The organism is Pseudofrankia asymbiotica (assembly GCF_001983105.1).
Lineage (GTDB): Bacteria > Actinomycetota > Actinomycetes > Frankiales > Frankiaceae > Pseudofrankia > Pseudofrankia asymbiotica.
The window spans coordinates 36,005-57,731 of record NZ_MOMC01000069.1 but is presented as its reverse complement, the minus strand read 5'-3'; the positions used below and the strand labels follow the sequence as shown (position 1 = coordinate 57,731).

Annotated in this window: 19 protein-coding genes; 6 read left to right on the top strand and 13 right to left on the bottom strand. The window is 70.8% G+C overall.

Annotated elements, in window-relative coordinates; translation table 11 throughout:
• Nucleotides 1-75: 75 nt before the first annotated feature.
• From BL253_RS30280 to BL253_RS30235, 10 genes are all read right to left on the bottom strand, one after another.
• A complete protein-coding gene (locus BL253_RS30280; RefSeq protein WP_076820721.1) occupies nt 76-867 on the bottom strand; it encodes an SDR family NAD(P)-dependent oxidoreductase in 792 nt (263 codons plus the stop codon).
• A 227-nt stretch (nt 868-1,094) separates the two neighbouring features.
• Nucleotides 1,095-1,928, bottom strand: coding sequence for a TauD/TfdA dioxygenase family protein (locus BL253_RS30275; protein ID WP_076820720.1), 834 nt, complete (start codon nt 1,926-1,928; stop codon nt 1,095-1,097).
• Between the two features lie 94 nt (nt 1,929-2,022).
• Nucleotides 2,023-2,619: a carboxymuconolactone decarboxylase family protein gene (locus BL253_RS30270; RefSeq protein WP_076820719.1), complete on the bottom strand. Its 597-nt coding sequence runs from the start codon at nt 2,617-2,619 to the stop codon at nt 2,023-2,025.
• Between the two features lie 311 nt (nt 2,620-2,930).
• Nucleotides 2,931-3,257 (bottom strand): hypothetical protein, encoded by a 327-nt coding sequence (locus BL253_RS30265; protein ID WP_081438839.1) that lies wholly within the window; start codon nt 3,255-3,257, stop codon nt 2,931-2,933.
• A gap of 39 nt (nt 3,258-3,296) precedes the next feature.
• Nucleotides 3,297-4,580: an aromatic ring-hydroxylating oxygenase subunit alpha gene (locus BL253_RS30260; protein WP_076820717.1), complete on the bottom strand. Its 1,284-nt coding sequence runs from the start codon at nt 4,578-4,580 to the stop codon at nt 3,297-3,299.
• 183 nt (nt 4,581-4,763) lie between these two features.
• Nucleotides 4,764-5,243 carry a (2Fe-2S)-binding protein gene (locus BL253_RS30255; protein WP_076820716.1) on the bottom strand — a complete coding sequence of 160 codons (480 nt, stop codon included), beginning with the start codon at nt 5,241-5,243 and terminating at the stop codon, nt 4,764-4,766.
• Nucleotides 5,236-6,159, bottom strand: coding sequence for an FAD binding domain-containing protein (locus BL253_RS30250; protein WP_076820715.1), 924 nt, complete (start codon nt 6,157-6,159; stop codon nt 5,236-5,238). Before BL253_RS30250 ends, BL253_RS30255 begins: the two co-directional genes overlap by 8 nt.
• 283 nt (nt 6,160-6,442) lie before the next feature.
• Complete coding sequence (locus tag BL253_RS30245) at nt 6,443-7,636, bottom strand: cytochrome P450 (RefSeq protein ID WP_076820714.1); 1,194 nt, start codon at nt 7,634-7,636, stop codon at nt 6,443-6,445.
• Between the two features lie 144 nt (nt 7,637-7,780).
• The gene (locus BL253_RS30240) at nt 7,781-8,578 is read right to left on the bottom strand and encodes an SRPBCC family protein (protein WP_076820713.1); all 798 of its coding nucleotides are present in this window, start codon (nt 8,576-8,578) and stop codon (nt 7,781-7,783) included.
• Nucleotides 8,578-10,887 carry a xanthine dehydrogenase family protein molybdopterin-binding subunit gene (locus BL253_RS30235; RefSeq protein WP_076820712.1) on the bottom strand — a complete coding sequence of 770 codons (2,310 nt, stop codon included), beginning with the start codon at nt 10,885-10,887 and terminating at the stop codon, nt 8,578-8,580. Before BL253_RS30235 ends, BL253_RS30240 begins: the two co-directional genes overlap by 1 nt.
• 238 nt (nt 10,888-11,125) lie before the next feature.
• On the opposite strand from BL253_RS30235, the gene BL253_RS30230 reads away from it, so the two are divergent.
• Nucleotides 11,126-11,737 carry a TetR/AcrR family transcriptional regulator gene (locus BL253_RS30230; RefSeq protein ID WP_076820734.1) on the top strand — a complete coding sequence of 204 codons (612 nt, stop codon included), beginning with the start codon at nt 11,126-11,128 and terminating at the stop codon, nt 11,735-11,737.
• Nucleotides 11,738-11,782: 45 nt separating this feature from the next.
• On the opposite strand, the gene BL253_RS30225 is transcribed toward BL253_RS30230, so the two are convergent.
• Nucleotides 11,783-13,393 (bottom strand): FadR/GntR family transcriptional regulator, encoded by a 1,611-nt coding sequence (locus BL253_RS30225; RefSeq protein ID WP_076820711.1) that lies wholly within the window; start codon nt 13,391-13,393, stop codon nt 11,783-11,785.
• Between the two features lie 205 nt (nt 13,394-13,598).
• Nucleotides 13,599-14,390 carry an enoyl-CoA hydratase/isomerase family protein gene (locus tag BL253_RS30220; protein WP_076820710.1) on the bottom strand — a complete coding sequence of 264 codons (792 nt, stop codon included), beginning with the start codon at nt 14,388-14,390 and terminating at the stop codon, nt 13,599-13,601.
• Between the two features lie 332 nt (nt 14,391-14,722).
• On the opposite strand from BL253_RS30220, the gene BL253_RS30215 reads away from it, so the two are divergent.
• Nucleotides 14,723-15,493, top strand: a complete 771-nt coding sequence (locus BL253_RS30215) for an SDR family NAD(P)-dependent oxidoreductase (protein WP_076820732.1) — start codon at nt 14,723-14,725, stop codon at nt 15,491-15,493.
• Between the two features lie 104 nt (nt 15,494-15,597).
• Here BL253_RS30215 and BL253_RS30210 read toward each other — a convergent pair whose 3' ends face one another.
• On the bottom strand, nt 15,598-16,275 hold the full coding sequence (locus BL253_RS30210; protein WP_198946459.1) for a TetR/AcrR family transcriptional regulator: 678 nt from the start codon (nt 16,273-16,275) through the stop codon (nt 15,598-15,600).
• Between the two features lie 331 nt (nt 16,276-16,606).
• Between BL253_RS30210 and BL253_RS30205 the strand changes: the two genes are divergently transcribed.
• The 4 genes from BL253_RS30205 to cysN are packed head-to-tail and all read left to right on the top strand — an operon-like array spanning nt 16,607 to nt 21,699.
• Complete coding sequence (locus BL253_RS30205; RefSeq protein ID WP_076820709.1) at nt 16,607-17,773, top strand: sulfotransferase family protein; 1,167 nt, start codon at nt 16,607-16,609, stop codon at nt 17,771-17,773.
• A gap of 16 nt (nt 17,774-17,789) precedes the next feature.
• Complete coding sequence (locus tag BL253_RS30200) at nt 17,790-18,827, top strand: hypothetical protein (protein WP_076820708.1); 1,038 nt, start codon at nt 17,790-17,792, stop codon at nt 18,825-18,827.
• Entirely contained in the window at nt 18,824-19,771 is a 948-nt protein-coding gene (gene cysD / locus BL253_RS30195; protein ID WP_076820731.1) for a sulfate adenylyltransferase subunit CysD, read from the top strand. The genes BL253_RS30200 and cysD overlap by 4 nt, the downstream gene beginning before the upstream one ends.
• Nucleotides 19,771-21,699 carry a sulfate adenylyltransferase subunit CysN gene (gene cysN, locus BL253_RS30190; protein ID WP_076820707.1) on the top strand — a complete coding sequence of 643 codons (1,929 nt, stop codon included), beginning with the start codon at nt 19,771-19,773 and terminating at the stop codon, nt 21,697-21,699. The genes cysD and cysN overlap by 1 nt, the downstream gene beginning before the upstream one ends.
• Nucleotides 21,700-21,727 lie beyond the last annotated feature (28 nt).

The following is a 21,727-nucleotide window of genomic DNA, read 5'->3' as shown; positions in this document are numbered from 1 at the left end:
CGCCGACGGTGCGCCGAGGCGGGCGAACGCTGCCGGGTGCGACTCAAGTGCGACGCCAGAAGACGCCGGCAGGTGTTAGAAGACGGCGGAGGTGGTGTTGCGGCCGCCGTTGACGCCGATGATCTGGCCGGTGACGTAGCTGGCCTCCTCGCGGCAGAGGAAGGAGCAGGCGGCGGCGATGTCCTCGGACTGGCCGCCGCGGCGGACCGGGGTGCGGGCGATGACGCCGTCGAGGCCTTCCGGGCCGAGGCGGCCCTTGGCGGCGTTGCGCTCGGTCATCGGGGTGATGATGAAGCCGGGCGGGATCGTGTTCACCGTGATGCCGAACTCGCCGAGTTCCAGGGCCAGCGACTTGGTGAAGGTGATGACGCCGCCCTTGGACGCCGAGTAGTGCGTCATGAGCTGCTGACCGCCCTGGGCGCTGGACGACGAGATGGTGACGATCCGGCCCCAGCGCGCCTCGATCATGTCGGGGACGACGGCCTGGCAGGAGTGGAACGTGCCGGTCAGGTTGACATCGATCAGGGCCTGCCACTGCTCGGCGGTGATGTCGAGAAACCGGCGGAAGCCCTCGCGCCCGGCGGACGTCACCAGGATCGTGGCGGGGCCGTACAGCGACCTGATCTCCGCGACACCGGCGTCGATCTGCTCGCGGCTGGTGACGTCGACCGTGACCGGGTGCGCCTCGCCGCCCGCGGCGGCGATCTCGTCGGCGACCGCCTTGGCGTTGCCGGGATCGAGATCGAAGACGCCGATCCTGGCACCGTCGGCGGCCAGGCGCAGCGCGCAGCCGCGCCCGATGCCCGATCCGCCGCCGGTGACGATGGCGACCTTGCCGGCCAGGCTGTCGCTCGGTGCCACGGTCATCTGCGCGTGGTTTCCCTTCAGTTCAGGCTCGGTCGGTGACGGCGTTGTCAGCGACGGTGTTGTCCGTGAGGGCGTTGGCCGTGACGGCGCCGTCCGTGACGACGTCGTCTGGGCCGCGGCCGCCGTGGCGAGGACGAAAGGCTCGCGGCCTCGGCCGCGGCGTCAGGCCGCGGCGTCAGGCGACGGCGTCAGGCGACGGCGTCAGGCGACGGCGTCAGGCGACGGCGTCAGGCGACGGCTTCCTCGCCGACGAGGGTGGTGCGGTGCATCAGGCGGCGGGACGCGGCGGTGTAGGGCTGGGCGCGGTGCAGGATCCCGGTGTTGTCCCAGATGACCAGGTCACCGCGGTGCCAGTGGTGGCGCAGCGAGAAGTCGGGCTGGGTCGCCCAGTCGAGCAGCCGGTCGAGCAGGGCGCGGCTCTCGTCCTCGGCCAGGCCGACGACGTGGTCGGCGGTGGCACCGACAAGCAGGGACTTGCGCCCGCTTCGCCGAGTCCAGACCAGCGGGTGCTCCCCGGAGGGCACCTTGTCCCACGCGGCGCGCATCTTGGACGACGCGTCCGGCTGGGCCAGCCGCTGGGTGGCCGCGAAGCTGTGCACCACCCGAAGCTCGGCGAACCGGGCCTTCTCCTCGTCCGACAGCGCCTCGTAGGCGGCGTAGAGGTTCGCGAACTCGGTGTCGCCGCCCTCGGTGGCGACCTCGATCGCGGTCAGCAGCGTGGCCTTCTGCGGGACCAGGTCGTTGGCGCCGTCGATGTGCCAGAAGAACGTGCCGGCCCGGTAGGCGGCGAGCGTGCTCTGCGCCGGGTCGAGGGTGATCGCCGAGACCTCGGGGAAGTCCTTCTCGCCACCCATCGGGGCGACGACCACCTCGCCCAGCATCCGGGACAGCGCCACCAGGTCCGCGTCACCGATGTGCGCCTCGCGGTAGATGACGACGCCATGCTCGTCGAGGTACGCGCGCAGCTCGGCGGCGACCTCGGGGGTGGCGAGCTCCGGCCCGGTACGGCCCGTGATCTCGACGCCCACCTCGGGGCTGATCGGGCTGACGGTGACGGACATGGGGTCTCCCGTCCGGTCAGGGCGCGGCCCGGAGGCGCGCGCCCGTCCATGCGGTCGTAGACCTACCCGGCTGGCGATCTACGCGGTTGTCGACCTACTCGGTGATCGACTGGCGGCGGGCCACGGCCGCCAGCATGTCGTCGTCGATGTCGATCTCGAACGAACGCAGCAGGTAGGCGAGCGTCTCGTACGCGCCGACCGTGAAGATCACGTCCAGGATCTGCTTGACCTCGAGCTTGTCCGCGAGGACGGCCCAGGTCTCGTCGCCGATCCTGCCCTTGTCGACCAGCTCGTCGACGGCCCGCAGCAGCGCCGCGTCCAGCGGATCCCACAGCGGCGCGTCCGGGCCGAGGGCGATCCGCTGGATCTCCTCGTCGGACAGGCCGGCGTCACGCCCCAGGAAGGTGTGCTGCAGCCACTCGTAGCCCGCCCCGCGGTCCGCGGCGACCCGCAGTACCAGCAGCTCGCGCTGGCGTGGCGTCAGGGTGGTCGTCGACATGATGTGACCGTTGAAGGTGAAGAACGCCTGCGCCAGCGTCGGGTGGTACGCGTAGACCCCGAGCGTGTTCAGGGCCTTGGAACGGCCCTCGGGGGACAGCTTCGCGGGCGTGCCCGGCGGCTCGAGCGCGGCCAGCACCTGCCGCATCTCCTTGGGCCACTGCTTCGGCGGGAGCGGATCGATTCGAGCCATGTCAGCTGAGTCCTCTGCGTCAAGATCGCCTGCCGGTGTGGGCGACCCTCCCAGTCTTTCGCGGGGCGGGTTGCCGCGTCGACCGAAGGCATGTCGACCGAAGGCATGGTCACCGGGGGTGTCCAGGGGGCAGACAGACCCGACCGGTGCCGGCGTCGCCATGTCAACGGGGCTGGTCAACATGGCTTCACCGACACCGGCCAGGGCCTCGCCGGTCCGCGAGGGGCCGGAGGCTGCGATCCCGAGCTTGCTCGTCCCGGGGTCCGTCGGTCCGCGTCCGTCAGTCCGCTGGTCCGTCAGGGACGGACTGGTCAGACCGCGGGGGCGAGGACGTTCGAGATGTGCGCCGCGCCCGCGTCCGGCACGCGCGGCTGGCGCCACGCCTCGACCGGGAACGAGATCGTGCACAGCGAGTAGTACAGGAGAAGCAGGTTGTAGGCGTCCTCGGGGAGGTCGTCCAGGTCGAGCTTGTCGAGGTAGCTCAGGGCGTCCTGCATGCGGGGGAAGACCGCGTCGTAGAACGTCTGCAGCTCGTCCATGTTCGAGCTGTACCGCTTGTCGAACCGGTCGTCCTCGGCGGCGAGGCACCAGTCGGTGAACGGCTCCAGGTCCGCGARGTCCGCGGGCAGCTTGGCCACAGGTGGCTCCTTCTCAGTCAGCCTCGGTCAGCCGGGCGGTCAGACCAGCGCCGGGGACGGCTTGGCGCCAGGGGTGGTCTTGACGTACTCGGCGCAGAACGCGCGGGCGGTCTGGTGCAGGTGACGCAGGAGAACCTCCTGGTCGTTCAGCGGGAACTCGCTGACCGCCCGGGACTCGAGCATGCTCTGGGTCGCCTCGAGAGTGTTGGCGTCCTGCAGGCCGTACTCCTTGAACGTCGCCGCCGCCAGCTCCTGGCGCAGCCGGTCCGTCGCGTTCTTCGGCGGCGCGAAGTACAACGCCGCCTCGAAGGTGTGGCGGTTCACGGCGGTCGGCCAGTAGTGGTACGTGAGGTACCAGCCCGGCTCCCAGACCAGGATCATGAAGTTCGGGAAGAACACGAACGAGTCGACACCCCAGGCCTTGTGCCGGGCGGGGTTGAGCGCCGGCGGCAGCTCGATGTCGAACGGCTTGTCCCACGGGCCGAACAGGCCGGTGCGCAGCTCCCGCTCGATCGGCTTGACCATCCTCGGGTCCTTCGGCGGGGACATGCCGCCCCAGCTGGAGACCATCGAATGYGGGCCCTCGATCTGGTAGGACAGGGCCTCGTAGCCGTACTGCTGCAGCTTGCGGGACTCCTCCGCGGTCGCCTGGCGGTTGTGCAGCACAGGCGCGTGGTAGAACTCCGCGAACGCGTCGATGAACAACTTCCAGTTGGCGCCGATGTCGGACTTGTACTTGTAGACCGACGTCATCTCACCCCAGGGGTAACCCTCGAGGCCGGCCGCGAGCGGGCCGAGGTACTCGACGAGGGACTGGGTGYCGTCCTTGTCGAAGTTGATGAAGATGAAGCCCTGCCAGACCTCGCAGCGCACGTCCGCGAGGCTGTACTTCRCCTTGTCGAGGTCGAAGAACTCGGACTCCTGCTGTACGAAGGTGCAGGCGCCGCCGAGGTCGTACCGCCAGGCGTGGTACTTGCAGATGAACTGCCGCGCCGTGCCGGACGTCTCCTCTCGCGGAAAGTCCTGCCAGACCAGCTTGTTGCCGCGGTGGCGGCAGACGTTGTGGAACGCCTGAATGCCTTCGGCGTTCCGCACAATGATCACCGAGGAGCGAGCGGCGTCGATCTCCTTGGTGAAGTAGCTACCCACCTTCGGGAGCTGCTCGACCCGGCCGACATTGAGCCACGTCTTACCGAAGATCGCCTTGCGCTCGAGCTCGTAGTGCTCGGGCGAGATCGAGTCCTCGTACGAGGCATCCGCCGTGCTCAGGTCGGGATAGTGCTGGGTCCAGCTGCCCTCAGCTGGCTTCGGGAAGTGAGCCATGTTCGCGCGGTTCCTTTCCGTACCCCGGACTGGAGGCCATGGTAGCAGTCCTCTCTAGTGTTGAGAAGGGCATTCTCACCCGGCGAGTGTCGACCCCCCGCCAGACGCGACTGAGCCAGGGCTACCAGCGCGCCGCTGGTAGCCCTGGCTCGATGATGAGGAGGCCGTCAGGCCATCAGGCCATCAGGCCTTCTCGACCGTCTCGGCGGCTCGGTGAACCGCCGCGATGATGCCCTGGTAGCCGGTGCAGCGGCAGAAGTTGCCGGACAGGCCCTCGCGGATCTCCTCATCCGTCGGCTTCGGGTTGTCCCGCAGCAGCGCCGTGATCGACATGACGAAGCCGGGGGTGCAGAAGCCGCACTGCAGGCCGTGGCAGTCGCGCATCGCGGCCTGAACCCGGGAGAGCGTGCCGTCGGGGGCGGCGATGCCCTCGACGGTCGTGACGTCAAGGCCGTCGGCCTGGACGGCGAACATCAGGCAGGAACGGACGGCGGCGCCGTCGACCAGGAGGGTGCAGGCACCGCAGGCGCCGTGCTCGCAGCCGAGATGCGTACCCGTGAGGCCGCAGCGTTCCCGCAGGAAGTCAGCCAGCGTCATTCGCGGCTCGGCGGTCCTCTCGACCGTCTCGCCGTTCACCGTCAGCCGGACCGGCAGCTCAGCCATCGATTGCTCCCACACTCGCCGCCATGCCGCCAGCCCGGTCGGAGCCGGCCGCTTCCACGCTTGCCGTCACCCAGGCCCGCGCGACGAGCTCGGCGCCGACCCGGACGCGGTAGTCCGCCGAGCCCTGCAGATCCGCGGGGATGTCCTCCAGGCCGCTCATCGCCAGCCGGCCGAGCTCGGCCGCGTCCAGCTCGCCGGCCCGCTGGCCGACGGCGGCCGCCTCCGCCGCCGGCGCGCGCAGCGGGACCGAGCCGAGGCCCAGCATCCCGATCGCGGCGCGGGCGACCCGGTCGTCGCCGTCCAGCTCGAGGGCGACGACCACGCCGGCGATCGCGAAGTCGCCGGCACGGCGGGCGAACTCCTCGACCGCGAACCCGCACCGGCCCGTCCACACCGGGAAGCGGACCCCGACGAGCAGCTCGTCCGGCTCCAGCGCCGTGCTCCACAGACCGGTGAAGAACTCGGCGGCGGGGATGACCCGCCGGCCGGCCGAGGCCGAGAACGCCTCCAGCTCGGCGTCGAGCGCGAGCGCGACCGCCGGGTACTCGGCCGCCGGGTCGGCGTGCGCGATCGAGCCGCCGAGAGTGCCCCGGTTGCGGATCTGGAAATGCCCGATCAGGGGTGTCGCCCGCGCGAGCAGCGGTACCGCGCGGGCGACACCCGCGTCCGCACCGACGGCGGCCTCGGTCGTGCCGGCGCCCACGCGCAGGCTCGCGCCGTCGGCCGTGATGCCACGCAGCCCGTCCAGCCTGGACACGTCGATCAGATGGTCGAAGTAGGCCAGGCGTAACGACAGCATCGGCACCAGGCTCTGGCCGCCGGCGAGGATCTTGGCCTCGTCCCCCAGCTCGGCGAGCAGCGCGGCCGCCTCGTCCACGCTGCCGGGACGGTGGTATTCGAACCGCGCGGGCTTCATCCAGCCCGCCGCGTGTATCGGGTCAGCCGCGTGGACTGGGTCATGAGAACTCCCATGGATGGGTAGTGGTGCAGGACCGCGGGGCGCGTGCCGGAGGCGAGGCCGCACGCGCCCCGCGGCCCTGGTCCAAGTCCGGGTCCAAGTCCGGGTCCAGGTCCAGGTCCGGGTGCAGGTCCAGGTCCGGGTGCAGGTCCAGGTCCGGGTCCAGGTCCGGGTGCAGGTCCAGGTCCGGGTGCAGGTCCAGGTCCGGGTCCAGGTCCGGGTGCAGGTCCAGGTCCGGGTGTCAGCCGACCACGATCGGCAGGGACTCCCAGCCGCGCACGGTCGAGGTCGAGGCGATCTTCGCCGCCTCCCAGTCGACGTCCCAGCTCGGGAAGCGCTTCAGGATCTCCTCCAGCGCGACCCGGCCCTCCAGGCGGGCCAGCGCGGCGCCGAGGCAGTAGTGACCGCCGAGGCCGAAGGTCAGCTGCTGGCCGATCCGGCGGCGGACGTCGAAGGTGTTCGGGTCCGGGTAGCGGGCCGGATCGCGGTTCGCGCTCGCGATGATGAACATCATGGTCGAGCCCGCGGGGACCGTCTGGCCGTGGAACTCGACGTCCGTGGTGACGTAGCGGCCGATGGCGTGGCCGGGCGGCTCGAACCGCAGCAGCTCCTCGATGGCGCCCGGGATCAGCGACGGGTCGGCCACCAGCTCGGCGCGGGCCTCGGGGAACTTCGCGAGCGTCGAGGTGGCCCAGCCGATCAGCCGGCCGGTGGTCTCGTTGCCCGCGCCGGCGACGACGGTGACGTAGGTCAGGATCTCGTCGCGGGTGAGGGTGCGGGTGACGCCGTTCTCGTCCGTGAACTCGTTGGTCAGCAGCTCGGTCATCAGGTCGTCGGACGGGTTCTCGCGGCGCCAGTCGATGTACGGGCCGAAGACCTCGCCGGACAGGAGCGCGCCCTCGGAGAGGTCCATCTGGCCTCCGCCCTCGGTACGCAGCGCGTCGTTGCCGGCGTCGCGGATGCTGGCCTGGTCGGCCTCGGGGATGCCGAGCAGCATCCCGATGACCCGCATCGGGAACTCCTTGGCGAAGGCCTCGACCATGTCGAACCGGCCCGCGCCGACCAGYGGGTCGAGAGTGCGGACGCAGAAGTCGCGGACCTTCGGCTCGAGTCCGCCGATCCGCTTCGGGGTGAAGACCCGGGACAGCAGCTTGCGGTGCAGGTCGTGGGCCGGCGGGTCCTCGAAGATCAGAGTGCCCGGCGGCAGCTCGATGCCGGACTTGATGATTTCCAGGATGCCGCCCTTGGCCGACGAGAACGTCTTCCAGTCGGGCAGGCCACGCTCGCAGTCGGCGAAGCTGCTGACGGCGTAGAAGTCGTACTGCTCGTTGTAGTAGAGCGGGACGTCCTCCCGCAGCCGCTGGAAGATCGGGTAAGGGTCGTCGGCGTATGTGCGGTTGTACGGGTCCCAGGCGATGGCGGTGTCGGTGCTCACGATCGTCGTCCTCCGGTGGGGCCGCGCGCTCGGAAAGCCGAGCCCGGTAAGAGAAGGGGAATGCGGGCGGGTGGTCCAGGACGGTTCGGCGTCGCTCTCCTGACGGCGGCGTCAGAGATGGGCGACGTCAGGAGGTGAGGACAGTCAGGCGTTGCGCACGATCAGCCAGATGACCAGCCCGACGACGGCCGCGCCGACGAGCACCGGCAGCGCCCGCCTGACCAGCGGCCAGGCGACCACGCCGAGCAGGCTCACCGGCTCGGCCTCGGCGGTCCGCGCCGGCGCGGCCGGCGCCGTCGTTGCCGGTGCTGCCGTCGCCACTGCTGATGCGGCCGGTGCGGCCGGTGCGGCCGGTGCGGGCGCGAGTGGTGGTGCGGGTGCCGGCGCGGTCGCGACGGCGCCGGCACCCGGCAACGGGGCAGCGGCCGGCGCGGCAGAGGAGTGGTTGGCGGGACCGGCGGCGGCCGGCTCCGCCGCGGCGGCCGGCTCCGCGGACCCGGCGGCGATCACGTCGGCCTCCAGGTTGCGGACGAACTGGGTGACCAGCTTCCCGCTGACGTCGGCGAGCACGCCGCGGCCGAACTGCGCGGCCTTGCCGGAGATGGTGAGGTCGGTGACGAGGTGGACGGCGGTGCCGTCGCCGTCGGGGGTGAGCCCCATGGTGACGATGGCGCTCGCGTTGCCCTGGCCGCGGGACTCCTTGCCGTCGGCCTTGATGACGGCGCGGTGGGCCTCGGCGTCCTTCTCCCGGAAGGTGGCCTTTCCCTTGTACTGGGCGACGATCGGGCCGACCTTGACCTTCACGGCGCCGTGGAAGTCCTCGCCGTCGACCGACAGAAGCTGGGCGCCCGGCATGCAGGGGGCGATCCGCTCCGGATCGGTCAGCAGGGCCCAGGCGGCCTCGACCGGCAGCGCGACCCGGAATTCGTTCACCAGCTCCATCAGTGCCCCGCCTCGGTCAGTAGTGCGACAAGTGCGGCCGGGCTCGCCGGCAGATTTGTGATCTTCACGCCGAACGGCGACAGCGCGTCGGCGACGGCGTTGATGACGGCCGGCGGCGCGCCGATCGCCCCGCCCTCACCGGCGCCCTTGTGACCACCCGGCCCGGGCGCCGGCATCTCCATGTGGCCGTACTCGATGTGCGGCACCTCGGTCGTCGTCGGCAGCAGGTAGTCGACGAACGTGCTGGCCAGCGGGTTGCCGTCCTCGTCGTAGACCATGTGCTCGAGCAGCGCGCCGCCGATGCCCTGGACCGTGCCGCCGGCGATCTGGCCCTCGACCACGTTCGGGTTGATCATCGGGCCGACGTCCTCGCCGACGATGTAGCGCAGCAGGGTCACCTTGCCCGTGACGACGTCGACCTCGCAGGTGCAGACGTGCGTCGCGTTGGACCACAGCATCGGAGCCTTGGCGGTGTGCTCGGCGCTGGCCTCGACCCCGCCCGGACCGGCGAGCTCCGCGATCTGCGCGTAGGTCATGGCCAGTGATGTCCCGGGCACGCTCGCCTGCCCATCAGCGACCACGATGTCCTGCGGGGCGACGCCGAGGCGCGCGGAGGCCAGCTCGGCGAGCTTCGCCCGCAGGACCGACGCCGTCTCGGCGACCGCGCCGGCCGTCGCCGAGCCGCTGCGGCTGCCGGCGGTGCCGGCGCCGAACGGCGTCTCCGACGTGTCGTTCTGGATGGTGTCGACGCTGTCAAGGCTGACGCCGAGGGCGTCGGCCGTCAGCTGGATGACGGTGGTCTCCAGGCTGTTGCCCGCCGAGCCGCCGTTGACGATGACGGTGACCTGGCCCGACGGGTCGATCCGGATCACCGCACCTTCGCAGGCGTAGTACGGCTGGCCGGTGGCGGTCGGCTCGATGTAGGTGCAGGTGCCGACCCCCAGGTAGCGCCCGGCCGCGCGGGCGGCGGCCTGCTCGGCGCGGAACGCGTCGTAGTCGAGCATCCTCAGCGCGAGCTCGAAGGTCTCCAGCGGCGACGAGTGGTCGTACGGCGGCATACCGGCCGGGTTCGGGTAGGGCAGCTCGTCGCGGCTGAGCATGTTGCGGCGGCGCAGCTCCACCGGGTCGAGGCCGAGGTCGCGGGCGGCGATGTCGAGGAGCAGCTCGCGGGCGACCGACTCGAACTGCCACGGCCCGCGGTAGGCGTGGCGCCCGGCGGTGTTCGAGAAGACCGACGTCGTCGACCAGGTCGCGAGCGGCACCTTGTACGGGCCGGGGAAGAGCAGTCCCACGGCGGCGGCGGCGCCGACCGGCCACGGCGTCGGGTAGGCGCCGATGTCCTGGGCGTGCTCGATGCCGGCGGCGAGGATCGTGCCGTCGGCGGCGAAGGCCATCCTGGCGCGGCCGTGCTCGTGCCGGGCCTGGCCGGCGGCCATCAGGTTCTCCCGCCGGTCCTCGATCCACTTTAGGGCGGCCGGGACCTTGCGCGAGGCGAGCATGATGCACATGTCCTCGCGCATCGGGACGACCTTCTGGCCGAAGCCACCACCGGTGTCGCGCATGAGGACGCGGACGCGCTCAGGCTCGAGCCCCAGCAGGCGGGCGCCGAAGGCACGCACCTCGTGCGGGGTCTGCGTGGCCGTCCAGATCGTCACGTCGCCGTTGTCGGCGGCCCATTCGACGACGATGCCCCGGGTCTCCATGGGGACAGGGGCGTAGGCCTGCTGGTAGAAGGTCTCGTCGGCGATGTGCGCGGCCGAGGCGAAGGCGCCCTCGACCACCTCCGGCGGCGGTCCGGCCAGGCTGCCGGCGACGTTGTTCGGGAATTTCGGGTGGACGAGGATGTCCGAGGTCTGAGCATCGCGATAGTCGGCGATCGCGGTTAAGGGCTCGTAGTCGACTTCGACCAGCTCGATCGCGTCCTCGGCGATGTAGCGGTTTTCCGCGATGACGAGCGCGACCGGGTCACCGACGAACCGGACCTCGTCCACCGCCAGTGGCGGGCGCGGCGTGTCCGGGACGTTCGGGCCGTAGGAGGAGTACCACTGCTCGTGCACATCGGGGTTCAGGTCGGCGGCCGTGAAAACGGCGCGCACCCCGGGAAGCGCGAGCGCGGCGGACGCGTCGATCTCGTTGATCAGGGCACGGGCGAACGGGCTGCGCACAAAACAGGCGTGCAGCATTCCGGGCCGCTGGATGTCGTCGACGAAGGTTCCGTGCCCGGTGAGCAGTCGGCCGTCCTCGACCCGCGGCACCCGGCTACCGGTGTAGCGGGTCGGCGTCGGCGGGGCCGTGGCCGTCTCGGTCATGGATCTGGCTCCCTCGCGTCGCGGCATACTGGTGATGCCGACGGTGCCTCGTCGGCGGCGGGCGCGGGGCCCATGGGCGGGCCGGTGCTGAGCGCTCGCCCAATCGTTATGCTGGGCGCATGCCTACCTTCCCATCGCCCCACACGTCAAGGGGTACGGCGTCCGGGCTGGTAGGGGCACAGGCGCCGGCAAGGGTCGCGGCCCAGGCGCCGCGGCCCGCGGTATGGGGCGTGGCGCCGTGACCACTCCCCGCCGGATGGGCGCGACCGACTCGAAGACCAGGGCCGCGCTGCTCGACGTCACCGCCCAGATCATGATCGAGGAGGGCTACGCCGCGGCGACCTCGCGGCGGGTCGCGGCGAAGGCCGGCGTCAAGCCCGCGCTCGTGCACTACTACTTCCGCACGATGGACGACCTTTTCCTGGCACTCTTCCAGAAAGGCGCCGAGGTAAATCTGAGACGCTACGAGCAGGCGCTTGCCTCGGAAAAGCCGCTGCGGGCGCTCTGGGAGCTCTCCAGTGAGCCGGTCGGCACCGTCCTGTTGTCGGAGTTCCAGGCGCTGGCAAACCACCGCAAGGCCATTCGCACCGAGATCRCCGACTATGCGGAACGCTTCCGCGCGCTCCAGGTAAAGGCTCTCACCGGCCTTCTCGCCGACGCCGGCGTCGACACCGAAACGGTCCCGCCGGCGGTGGTCACCGTCGTCATCGCCGGCCTCGCCCGGATTCTCATCTCGGAGGACATTCTCGGCGTCGCCACCGGCCACCCCGAGACCCTCGCGCTCATCGAGCGGTACCTCACCCAGCTCGAGTCCGCCACGGCGGACGCGGGCGCGAAGGCAGCTCCGTAGGCAGGAGCCGCCGGACGGCGACGGCGACGGCGACGGCGACGATCTCTAGTCGATGACGTCGATCATGAGGCGGTGGGCGTAGCCGTGGGACTCGGCGAAGGGGACGTTGACATCGAGGAGTGCCGCCCAGCACTCGCGGGCCCGGCCTGGGTCGCGGGCGGCCAGGGCGTCGACCAGCTCGGCGAACAGCGGGACGAGGCGGCCGGTCACGGCGGCCCAGGCATCGTCGGGCGGGACGTTGACCGCGGGCCTCGTGCCCAGGCGCACCCACTGGAGGATCTCGGCGACGACGGAGAGGGCCGGGTTGCCGGTCGCGCCGAAGGCGACGGCGGCGGCGCGGCGCCACGCGTCGGAGAAGCGGGGAATGTCGTCGGCCGCGGCCGCCATCTCCGCGCCGAGCACCCGCAGCGCCGCCACCGACCCGTCGTCGATCCGCGCCGCCGCGAGCTCCATCATCGCGGGCTCGAAGAGACGGATGGCGTGGAAGTAGTCGGCCAGCGTGACCTGCCGGGCCTCGAGCACGGTGCCGGCGAGCTCGGCGGCGACCTGCGTGGACGGGTGGCGAACCTGCGCGCCGGCGCGGTCGCCGGCCCGCAGCGTCAGGAGCGACTCCATCTCCAGGATCCGCAACGCCTCGCGCAGCGTCGGCCGGGAGATGCCGAACTCGACGGCGAGGCCCGCGAGCGACGGCAGCCGGTCGCCGTCGGCGAGGCGGCCCTCGGCGATGCGGGCCCGGATCTCGTTGGCGACGATGGCCGCCATCCGCCGCGGTGGCGCCGCGGCACCGGCGAACGCCCCACCCGCGGACGCCCCACCCGCTGACATCCCCTCCGCGGATGCTCCCGCGGAGTGGGCCCGCCACAGCGGCACGACGTCGATCCGTGCCCGGCCCCGGCCGCGGGGGACCAGCAACCGGGCGGTGGAGAGCAGGTAGCCGCTCCAGGCGTGGTTCACCGCGACGGCGTCTCGTTGCCGGGCCGCCGCGAGAAACGCCCCGTGCGCGGCGACGATCCGCCGGCCGATCCGCTCGGCGGACCGCGGGTCGACGGCGTCCAGGGCGGTGTACACCTGACCGGCGTGGATCATCCGCAGGATGCCGGCGATCACCGCGATCGAACGGTTCCCGGAGAGGTCGGTGACGGCCTGGTCGAACGTCGAGACCGCGGTGACGAACGCGAGCAGGTCGCCCGCGGCGCGCTCGTTGTCGTACAGCGTGGCGAGGTGGTCGAGCGCGTCGTCGCCGGGGCGCAGGGCGAGCTGCCCCGCCGCGGGCGGCTCGAGCACCGAGCGGGCCTCGTCCAGGTGCTCCAGCGTGGTGCCGCGCAGCTGCAGGAGGAGGGCGACGTAGCTCGCCGCCGAGGTGAGGCCGGGGCGGCGCACGACGGCCCCGCCGCCGCGGCCCCGGCGGATGTCGAGCAGCGACTGTGCCTCGAGAATCCGCAGTGCCTCGCGCAGCGTGTCACGGGAGACGCCGAAGGCCGCCATGAGCTCGGTCTCGGGCGGCAGCCGGGCGTCGGCGGCGAGCGTGCCGCGCAGGATCTGGCGGCGCAGGTCGGCGGCCAGCACGTGACCGATCTTCTGCGGGCCGCGCCGGACCGGCGGCCGCAACGTCCCGGCGGCGGGGACACGACCCGTGACTGCCGCCGCCGACGTCATCGCGCCTTCACGCTCACTGACCACGCAGCGCCGCCCGACCGCGCAGCGCCGCCCGACCGCGCCGACATCTGGTGACGGCGCATCGGCGCAGCGCCAACCCAACCGCCTCCTCGAGCTGGAACCAGCCCAGGCACCGCCATACGCCTCGGCCCGGAACCACGTCGGAGGGCACCTGGCACCCGATGGCTGGCGCGCGGCGCCAGCCTCACAGGGGACCGTCTTCGGCGAACTGCTTCGGGACCCATTCCGGCGAGCGCTTCTCCATGAACGCGCGCATGCCCTCACGCGGCTCCGGCGAGTTCTCCAGCGCCCAGAACATCGTCTGGTAGTCAATGAAGCCGTAGCGCTCGTTGAGCATCCGCTTGACGTGCATGCGGGCCATCGGCGGTGTCCGCAACACCTGCTTGGCCGCGTTGACCGCCTCGTCGCGCAGCTGCTCGTGCGCGACGACCCGGGAGATCAGGCCGATCCGCTGGGCCTCGGCCGCGTCGAACTTGCGGGCCGAGAGGAGCAGGTCACGGGCGACGGCGATGCCGACATGCGCCGGCAGGGTCGCGGCGTAGGTCGCGTCCGGGATCCCGCGCAGCAGCTCGGGCACGCGGAAGGTCGCGCGGTCGCTGGCCACACAGATGTCGGACATCATCGCGATGAGCAGTCCGCCGGCCTGGCAGATGCCGTTGACGGCCGCGATCACCGGCGCGGTGCTGTCGCGGATGGTCAGGAACGGCAGCATGTGGGCGCCGATGTTCGGCGGCGCCTCGTCACCCGGGTCGCTGCGGCCGGCCAGGTCGCCGCCGGGGGCGAAGACGTCGCCGGTGCCCGTGATGATGAGGGCGGACAGGTCCGGGTCGGAGTTGACCAGGTGCACGGCCTTCTTGATGCCGAAGTACATGGCCGGGGTGAAGGCGTTGCGCGCGTGCGGCCGGTCGATGTACAGCCACGCGAGGGCGCCGTCCCGCTCGAACCGCAGACCGCTCGCGCCAAGCTCGTCCGCCACTCGTCCTCCTGAGGTGTCGACAACCCGGACACCGCACCGTCGCGACCGGGTCAACTGTATAGCGAGGTGGGCTCCCAGCCCGACTTCACGGATCACCGGCCTGGGCCGACGGCCTCATGCCCAGCCTTCCTCACCCACGTCCCACACGCCATCGGTAGGCTCGCTCTGGCCCGACCCGTCGTGGACGGTGGACCGGGTCAACTATATTTTCCTGGACGGCACGGAAGCGGCTCGGGTCACGTCACGTCGCCGCCCCGGGGCGGAGCGCCCGAACAACCGGTGAGACAAGAATTGACGTCGACGTCGACAATGATTCGGACGGAGTGCGCCTGATGAGGACTCCCGCGGAGCTTTTCGACCTGACCGGACGGGTCGCGATCGTCACCGGCGGCAGCCGGGGCATCGGCAGGGCGGTGGCCGAGGGCCTGGCGGCCGCCGGCGCGGACGTCGTCATCGCCAGCCGCAAGCTCGAGGCGTGCGAGAAGGCGGCCCAGGAGATCGAGGCGGCCACCGGCCGACGCGCGCTTCCCGTCGCCTGCCACGTCGGCAGCTGGGACGACTGCGACCGGCTCGTCGAGACCGTCTACGCCGAGTTCGGCAAGGTCGACGTGCTGGTCAACAACGCCGGCATGTCGCCGCTGTACGACAGGCTCTCCACGGTCACCCGGGAGCTCTACGACAAGGTGCACGCCGTCAACGCGGGCGGCCCGTTCCGGTTGTCCGCGCTCGTCGGCGAACGGATGGCGGCCGGCGACGGCGGGTCGATCATCAACGTCACCACCGCCGGCTCGCTGCGGCCAGGCCCGCACGACATTCCCTACGCCATGGCGAAGGCGGGGCTGAACGCGCTCACGCTGGGGCTGGCCGGCGAGTGGGCGCCCAAGGTGCGCGCGAACCTGGTGCTGCCGGGCGCGTTCGACACCGACATCTCCAAGGCGTGGGGGGCCCAGGCGCAGCAACGCGCCGCCGAGATGAACCCGATGCGGCGCATCGGCGTCCCCGAGGACCTGGTCGGCGTCTGCGTCTTCCTGGCGAGCGACGCGTCCGGCTACATCAACGGCGCCCAGATCCTCGCGGACGGCGGACTGTTCCGCACGCTGTAGTTCCGGACCCGTAGTTCCGGACGCCGTAGTTCCGGACGCGGCAGTTCCGGACGCCGTAGTTCCGCGAGTCGCGGGTTCGCACGCCGCGGGACCGTTCGCTCCGCTCACCCGGCGGCGGGCGGTGGCGGACGGCGGCCCTCGCGAACCGCGTCGGACAGCACCCCCATCGCCCACGTGATCGCTCTGGTCGCCTGCTCGCCGTCGAACTGCCAGGCGGTCAGCAGCCGCTGGTAGGTCGGGACGCTCCACAGCACGTCGAGCATGGCGGCGGCCATCCGCCGTTCCTCGTCGGCCCAGTCCGCGGCCGGTCCCGCGACCGCGCCGATGACGGCCTCCCGGCGGACCGCGTCCGCCTCCACCAGCGTGGGCTGCCGCGGCGGCTCCTCGACCCATCGCGTGACCGCGTACGACGGCAGCGTCGCGAACAGCAGGGCACTTATCGGGCCCATCCCGTCGAGGCTGAGCCCCTCGTAGCTGATCCCGGACTCCTCGCCGAGGCGGCGCATGACGGCGTCGTGCAGCTCCCGCTCGGTGGCGAAGTACCGGTAGACGGTGCGCTCCCCCACGCCGGCGCGCTCCGCGACGGCGCGGAAGGTCAGCCCCTTCCAGTCCCAGGTGGTGAACTCGTGCACCAGCTCGGACCCGGCGGCGAGAATGCGCTCCCGAGTCCGCGCGGCACGCTCGCGCCGCACCGGGCTGTGATAACGACGGCGGCCGCAGCCCGCCGTGGCGTCGCCCGCCTCCTCGGCCGCCTTGTTCTCGGCCGCCATGTCCTCGGCCATCGCCTCCTCGGCTACCGCGTCCTCGGCCACCGCGTCGTCTCTCGCCACGCCGTCGCCGACGTCGTGGGGTTCCGTGTCGGACGTCGTCTCCGGTGGCCCATCGAGGCGGTGCTCACCCACCTGCCCGCTCGCCTCCTCATCAGGTGTTGCCGGGACACTGGTATTCATGGCACCCTACTGTCACGAAATTGGCCGGGCAGCCGGCCGACTGTTCTCACCCATACACGGTCCCTGCCCACCCCCGCGGCACCAGCCACCTACCAGGCATGCGCGGACCGTGTCCACGTCTCCACGGGGTCGTGGGAGTGGGTCGCGAGAAGGGAGCGCTTACGTGCGATTAGCCGACAGCCTCATCGACGAGGCACGCGCCTCGACCGGCCTCGACGACTTCGGCGGTGACTCGTTCCGTGAGGGCCTGGAACGGGCCACCCGCGCGCTGGAGACCGAGGCCCAGCTCAGCATGGCCGGCCAGGCCGCGCTGCGCGGCATGATGGCCGGGGCCCTCAGGACCCGCCTGCAGATCGAACAGTGGTACAAGGACCATCCCGAGACCGACGACGCGCCGATCGTCGGACCGCTCATCGCCCTCGGCCTTCCCCGGACCGGCTCGACCGCGCTGGCGGGGCTGCTCGCCGAGGACCCGGGCATCCGTTACCTGCGCCGATGGGAAGCCACCGAGCCCGTCCCGCCGCCGGCGTCCGTCACGGAGTCCCCCGACCCGCGGCTGCTGCGCCAGATCGAGATCCAGTCCCGGCGCACCGAGCTCGACAAGGCGCTCGTCCCGTCGTTCCCCGACGGCCCGCAGGAATGCCACGACCTGATGCTCCTGGACTTCAAGGCCCATTACTTCGAGTGCTTCGCCCATGTTCCCTCCTACGCCGCCTGGCTGCTCGACGCGGACCTCACCGAGACGTTCCAGTACATGCGGCGGGCGCTGAAGTACCTGCAGTGGGGGCAGCCCGCGAAGCCGTGGCGGCTGAAGAACCCCAACCATCTCGCTCACCTCGTCGACATCGACAAGGCCTTCCCCGACGCCAGGTTSGTGATGACCCACCGCGACCCGACCGAGGTCCTGGTCTCGGTCTGCGACGTCTACGCGAACGTCGCGCTGCGGTTCAACGACACGATCGACAGGCGCTACATCGGCGAGCTCAACACCACAGTGCTCACGACCGGGATGGCACGGGCCCTGGCGTTCCGCGACGACGGCAACGAGCACCGGTTCCACGACATCGACTTCCGCGCCATGCAGCGCGACCCGATCGGCGAGATCCACGGCCTCTACGACTGGCTCGGAGAGGCCGTCACCCCCGCGTTCGAGGAGAACATGCGCCGCTGGTGGAAGGAGAACTCCGAGGACCGCGTACGCGTCAGGCACTCCGACCCCGCCGACTACGGGCTCGACCTCGACACGATCCGCCCGCGCTTCGCGGAGTACACCGCCCGGGCGGAACGTTGGACCAGCCACGGTCAGCCCACCAACGCCAGCGCGACCTAGGAAGGACAGGATCTCCATGGCGATAGACCTCAGTGGTGGCCTGCCCGTCGAGCGGGAGTACTTCTTTCCCACCCGGCCGGAGAACCCTGAGATGCGGGACTCGGCAAGCTTCTGGGTGACCGACGACAAGGGCGAGATCGGGCTGCCCCGGTTCGGGATCGAGGCCGTCGCGTCCAGCTGGGACACGCACATCGTGACGTTGAACGTGGTGTTCGGCGACGGCCGGGTGTACCGGTTCCGCGGCCCCGGCGCGGCGCGCTCGCCGTTCAACGCCGCCGGTCAGCCGGCGATCCTCGGAGCCGGTGGGCTCGTGTTCGAGGTCGTCGAGCCCTACCGGCGGTGGCGGATGACCTATGACGGCCCGGCCGTCGCGACCACCTCGCAGGCGCTGATCGAGGGCAGGCAGGACGGCCCGACGGTGAACCTGCGGGTCGAGGTGGAGACGGCGATGGTCGCGCCGCCGTGGGAGCAGGGCGCGCTGCTGCCCGACGCGGCCGAGCGGCTCGCGACCACGTCCGACGGCGACATGATGGGCCACGGCCCGCGGATCGAGCAGCTGTTCACCGCGACGGGCGTCGTCCAGGTGCCGGGCGAGGAGAAGACCTTCACCGGTACCGGCCTGCGGATCAAGCGGCAGGGGGTTCGCCACCTCGAGGRGTTCCGCGGCCACACCTGGCAGTCGGCGGTGTTCCCGAGCGGACGGGCGTTCGGGTACATCACCTACCCTCCGCATCCGGACGGCCGTGAGGTGTTCAACGAGGGCTACCTGTTCCTGGGTGAGGGGAAGCTCATTCCGGCCCGCGTTGTCGAGGCTCCCTGGCTGYGGCGGCTGGTACCGTCGGGCGACCCCGTCCCCGTCGTGTTCGAGTCCGAGCTCGGCACCACCCGTATCGAGGGCGTGACCGTGAACACCACCCACGACACGGTCGACCGGCCGGAACTGCCGAACTTCCCGGTGCTGTTCCAGGGCGAGTGCCGGTACACGTGGGACGGAGAGGAGACCTACGGCATGCTCGAAAGGTCCACAGTGCGCGACCAGATCCAGTGGACATGAGCGCGCCGACCGACGGTGCTACCCGGGACCTGCTCACGGGTACCACTCGTCTGACTCACCTGCAGCGCCTCGAGGCGGAGAGCATCCAGATCTTCCGGGAGGCCGTCTCGGAGAGCGAGCGGCCGGTGATGCTGTACTCCGTGGGCAAGGACAGCGCGGTGATGCTGCATCTGGCGAGGAAGGCGTTCTACCCGTCGAAGCCGCCATTCCCGTTGTTGCACGTCGACACGACGTGGAAGTTCAAGGCGATGTACGAGTTCCGCGATCGGCTGGTCACGGACCTGGGGCTGGACCTGCTGGTCCACCAGAACCCGGAAGCACTCGCGCAGGGCATCAACCCGTTCGACCACGGCTCCGCGGTGCATACCGACATCTGGAAGACCGAGGGGTTGAAGCAGGCGCTGGACAAGTACGGCTTCGATCTCGCGTTCGGTGGGGCGCGCCGCGACGAGGAGAAGTCGCGGGCGAAGGAGCGGGTGTTCTCGATCCGCTCGGCGCAGCACCGCTGGGATCCCAAGCAGCAGCGCCCCGAGCTGTGGCGGCTGTTCAACGCGCGCAAGGGGCCCGGCCAGTCCGTCCGGGTGTTCCCGCTGTCGAACTGGACCGAGCTGGACATCTGGCTCTACATCCATCACGAGAACATCCCGATCGTGCCGCTGTACTACGCGGCGCCGCGGCCGGTCGTGGAACGCGACGGCACGCTGATCATGGTCGATGACGAGCGGATGCGGCTGGCGCCGGGCGAGGTGCCCGAGCAGCGGTCGGTCCGGTTCCGCACGCTGGGCTGCTACCCGTTGACGGGCGCCRTCGAAAGCGAGGCGACGACGCTGACCGAGATCATCCAGGAGATGCTGCTCACGACCAGCTCGGAGCGCCAGGGCCGGGTCATCGACCACGACTCGTCCGGGTCGATGGAGAAGAAGAAGCAGGAGGGGTACTTCTGATGGCGCACGCGGCGGGCGACCTCGTCGCCGACGACATCGAGGAGTACCTGCGTCGGCACGAGAACAAGTCGATGCTGCGGTTCATCACCTGCGGCAGCGTCGACGACGGCAAGTCCACACTGATCGGCCGGCTGCTCTACGACGCGAAACTGGTCTTCTCCGACCAGCTCGCCGCGTTGGAAAGCGACTCGAAGAAGGTCGGCACCCAGGGCGGCGAACTCGACTTCGCCCTGCTCGTCGACGGCCTGTCGGCCGAACGCGAGCAGGGCATCACGATCGACGTCGCCTACCGGTTCTTCTCCACCGAGCACCGCAAGTTCATCGTCGCCGACACCCCCGGCCACGAGCAGTACACCCGCAACATGGTCACCGGCGCCTCCACCGCCGACCTCGCCGTCATCCTGATCGACGCCCGCAAGGGCGTGCTCACCCAGACACGGCGCCACAGCTACCTCGTCTCCCTGCTCGGGATCCGCAACGTCGTCCTGGCGATCAACAAGCTCGACCTCGTCGACTACTCCCAGCAGGTCTTCGACCAGATCGAGACCGACTACCGCGCCTTCGCCGCCCAGATCGGGCTGGAAGGCGAGGCGATCACCTGCATCCCGCTCTCGGCGCTGCGCGGCGACAACATCACCGAACCGTCCGCGAACACGCCCTGGTACACCGGGCCGACCCTGGTCGGGCACCTGGAGACCGTCGAGGTCACCGAGGACCTGGCCGCCGGACCGTTCCGCCTTCCGGTCCAGTGGGTCAACCGGCCGGACCTGGACTTCCGCGGCTTCTCCGGCCAGGTCACCGGCGGCACGATCCGCCCCGGCGACCGGGTCCGCATCGTCCCGGCGGGCACCGAGAGCACCGTGGCGCGCATCGTCACCGCCGACGGCGACCTGCCCGAGGCCATCGCCGGCCAGTCGGTCACGATCACCCTGGCCGACGAGGTCGACATCAGCCGCGGCGACGTCCTCGCCGCGGCGAGCGACCCACCGGCCGTCGCCGACCAGTTCGAGTGCCACCTCGTCTGGATGAGCGACGAACCGATGCTGCCCGGCCGGCCCTACCTGCTCAAACTCGGCACCCGCACCGTCGGCGCGACCATCGCCCAGCCCAAGTACAAGGTCAACGTCAACACCCTGGAACACACCGCCGCCCGCACGCTGGACCTCAACGAGATCGGCGTCGCCAACCTCAACCTCGACCGGCGGATCGCGTTCGACCCCTACGCGGTCAACCGCGACATGGGCGGGTTCATCCTCATCGACCGGTTCACCAACGCCACCGTCGCCGCCGGCCTCCTGCACTTCGCGCTACGCCGGTCCGACAACATCCACTGGCAGGCCGTCGAGGTCAACAAGGCGGCCCGCGCCGCCGCCAAGGGCCAGCGCCCGGCCGTCGTCTGGTTCACCGGCCTGTCCGGCGCGGGCAAGTCCACCATCGCCAACCTCGTCGAAAAACGCCTCCACGACCAGGGCCACCACACCTACCTCCTCGACRGCGACAACGTCCGCCACGGCCTCAACAAGGACCTCGGCTTCACCGAAGCCGACCGCGTCGAGAACATCCGCCGCGTCGCCGAGGTCGCGAAACTCATGGCCGACGCCGGACTCATCGTCCTCACCTCCTTCATCTCCCCCTTCCGCGCCGAACGCCAGCTCGCCCGCGACCTGCTCGACGACGGGGAGTTCATCGAGGTCCACGTCGACACACCCCTCGACGTCGCCGAATCCCGCGACCGCAAGGGCCTCTACGCCAAAGCCCGCCGCGGCGAACTCACCAACTTCACCGGCATCGACTCCCCCTACGAAGCCCCACTACACCCCGAAATCCACCTCGACGCCTCCGGCGCCATTCCCCCCGACCAGAGCGCCGAACAGGTCGTCACCTACCTTCACGAGACCGGCCTCCTCGCCCCACCCCCGGCGGAATAGGCGGTCAGCTCACCCGGGTCCGGGGTGG

Bases quoted from the DNA above. Each gene is read 5' to 3' on its own strand.
- BL253_RS30280 (WP_076820721.1), bottom strand. From the start codon at position 867: ATGACCGTGGCACCGAGCGACAGCCTGGCCGGCAAGGTCGCCATCGTC.
- BL253_RS30275 (WP_076820720.1), bottom strand. From the start codon at position 1,928: ATGTCCGTCACCGTCAGCCCGATCAGCCCCGAGGTGGGCGTCGAGATC.
- BL253_RS30270 (WP_076820719.1), bottom strand. From the start codon at position 2,619: ATGGCTCGAATCGATCCGCTCCCGCCGAAGCAGTGGCCCAAGGAGATG.
- BL253_RS30255 (WP_076820716.1), bottom strand. From the start codon at position 5,243: ATGGCTGAGCTGCCGGTCCGGCTGACGGTGAACGGCGAGACGGTCGAG.
- BL253_RS30250 (WP_076820715.1), bottom strand. From the start codon at position 6,159: ATGAAGCCCGCGCGGTTCGAATACCACCGTCCCGGCAGCGTGGACGAG.
- BL253_RS30240 (WP_076820713.1), bottom strand. From the start codon at position 8,578: ATGGAGCTGGTGAACGAATTCCGGGTCGCGCTGCCGGTCGAGGCCGCC.
- BL253_RS30235 (WP_076820712.1), bottom strand. From the start codon at position 10,887: ATGACCGAGACGGCCACGGCCCCGCCGACGCCGACCCGCTACACCGGT.
- BL253_RS30225 (WP_076820711.1), bottom strand. From the start codon at position 13,393: ATGACGTCGGCGGCGGCAGTCACGGGTCGTGTCCCCGCCGCCGGGACG.
- BL253_RS30215 (WP_076820732.1), top strand. From the start codon at position 14,723: ATGAGGACTCCCGCGGAGCTTTTCGACCTGACCGGACGGGTCGCGATC.
- BL253_RS30210 (WP_198946459.1), bottom strand. From the start codon at position 16,275: ATGGCCGAGGACATGGCGGCCGAGAACAAGGCGGCCGAGGAGGCGGGC.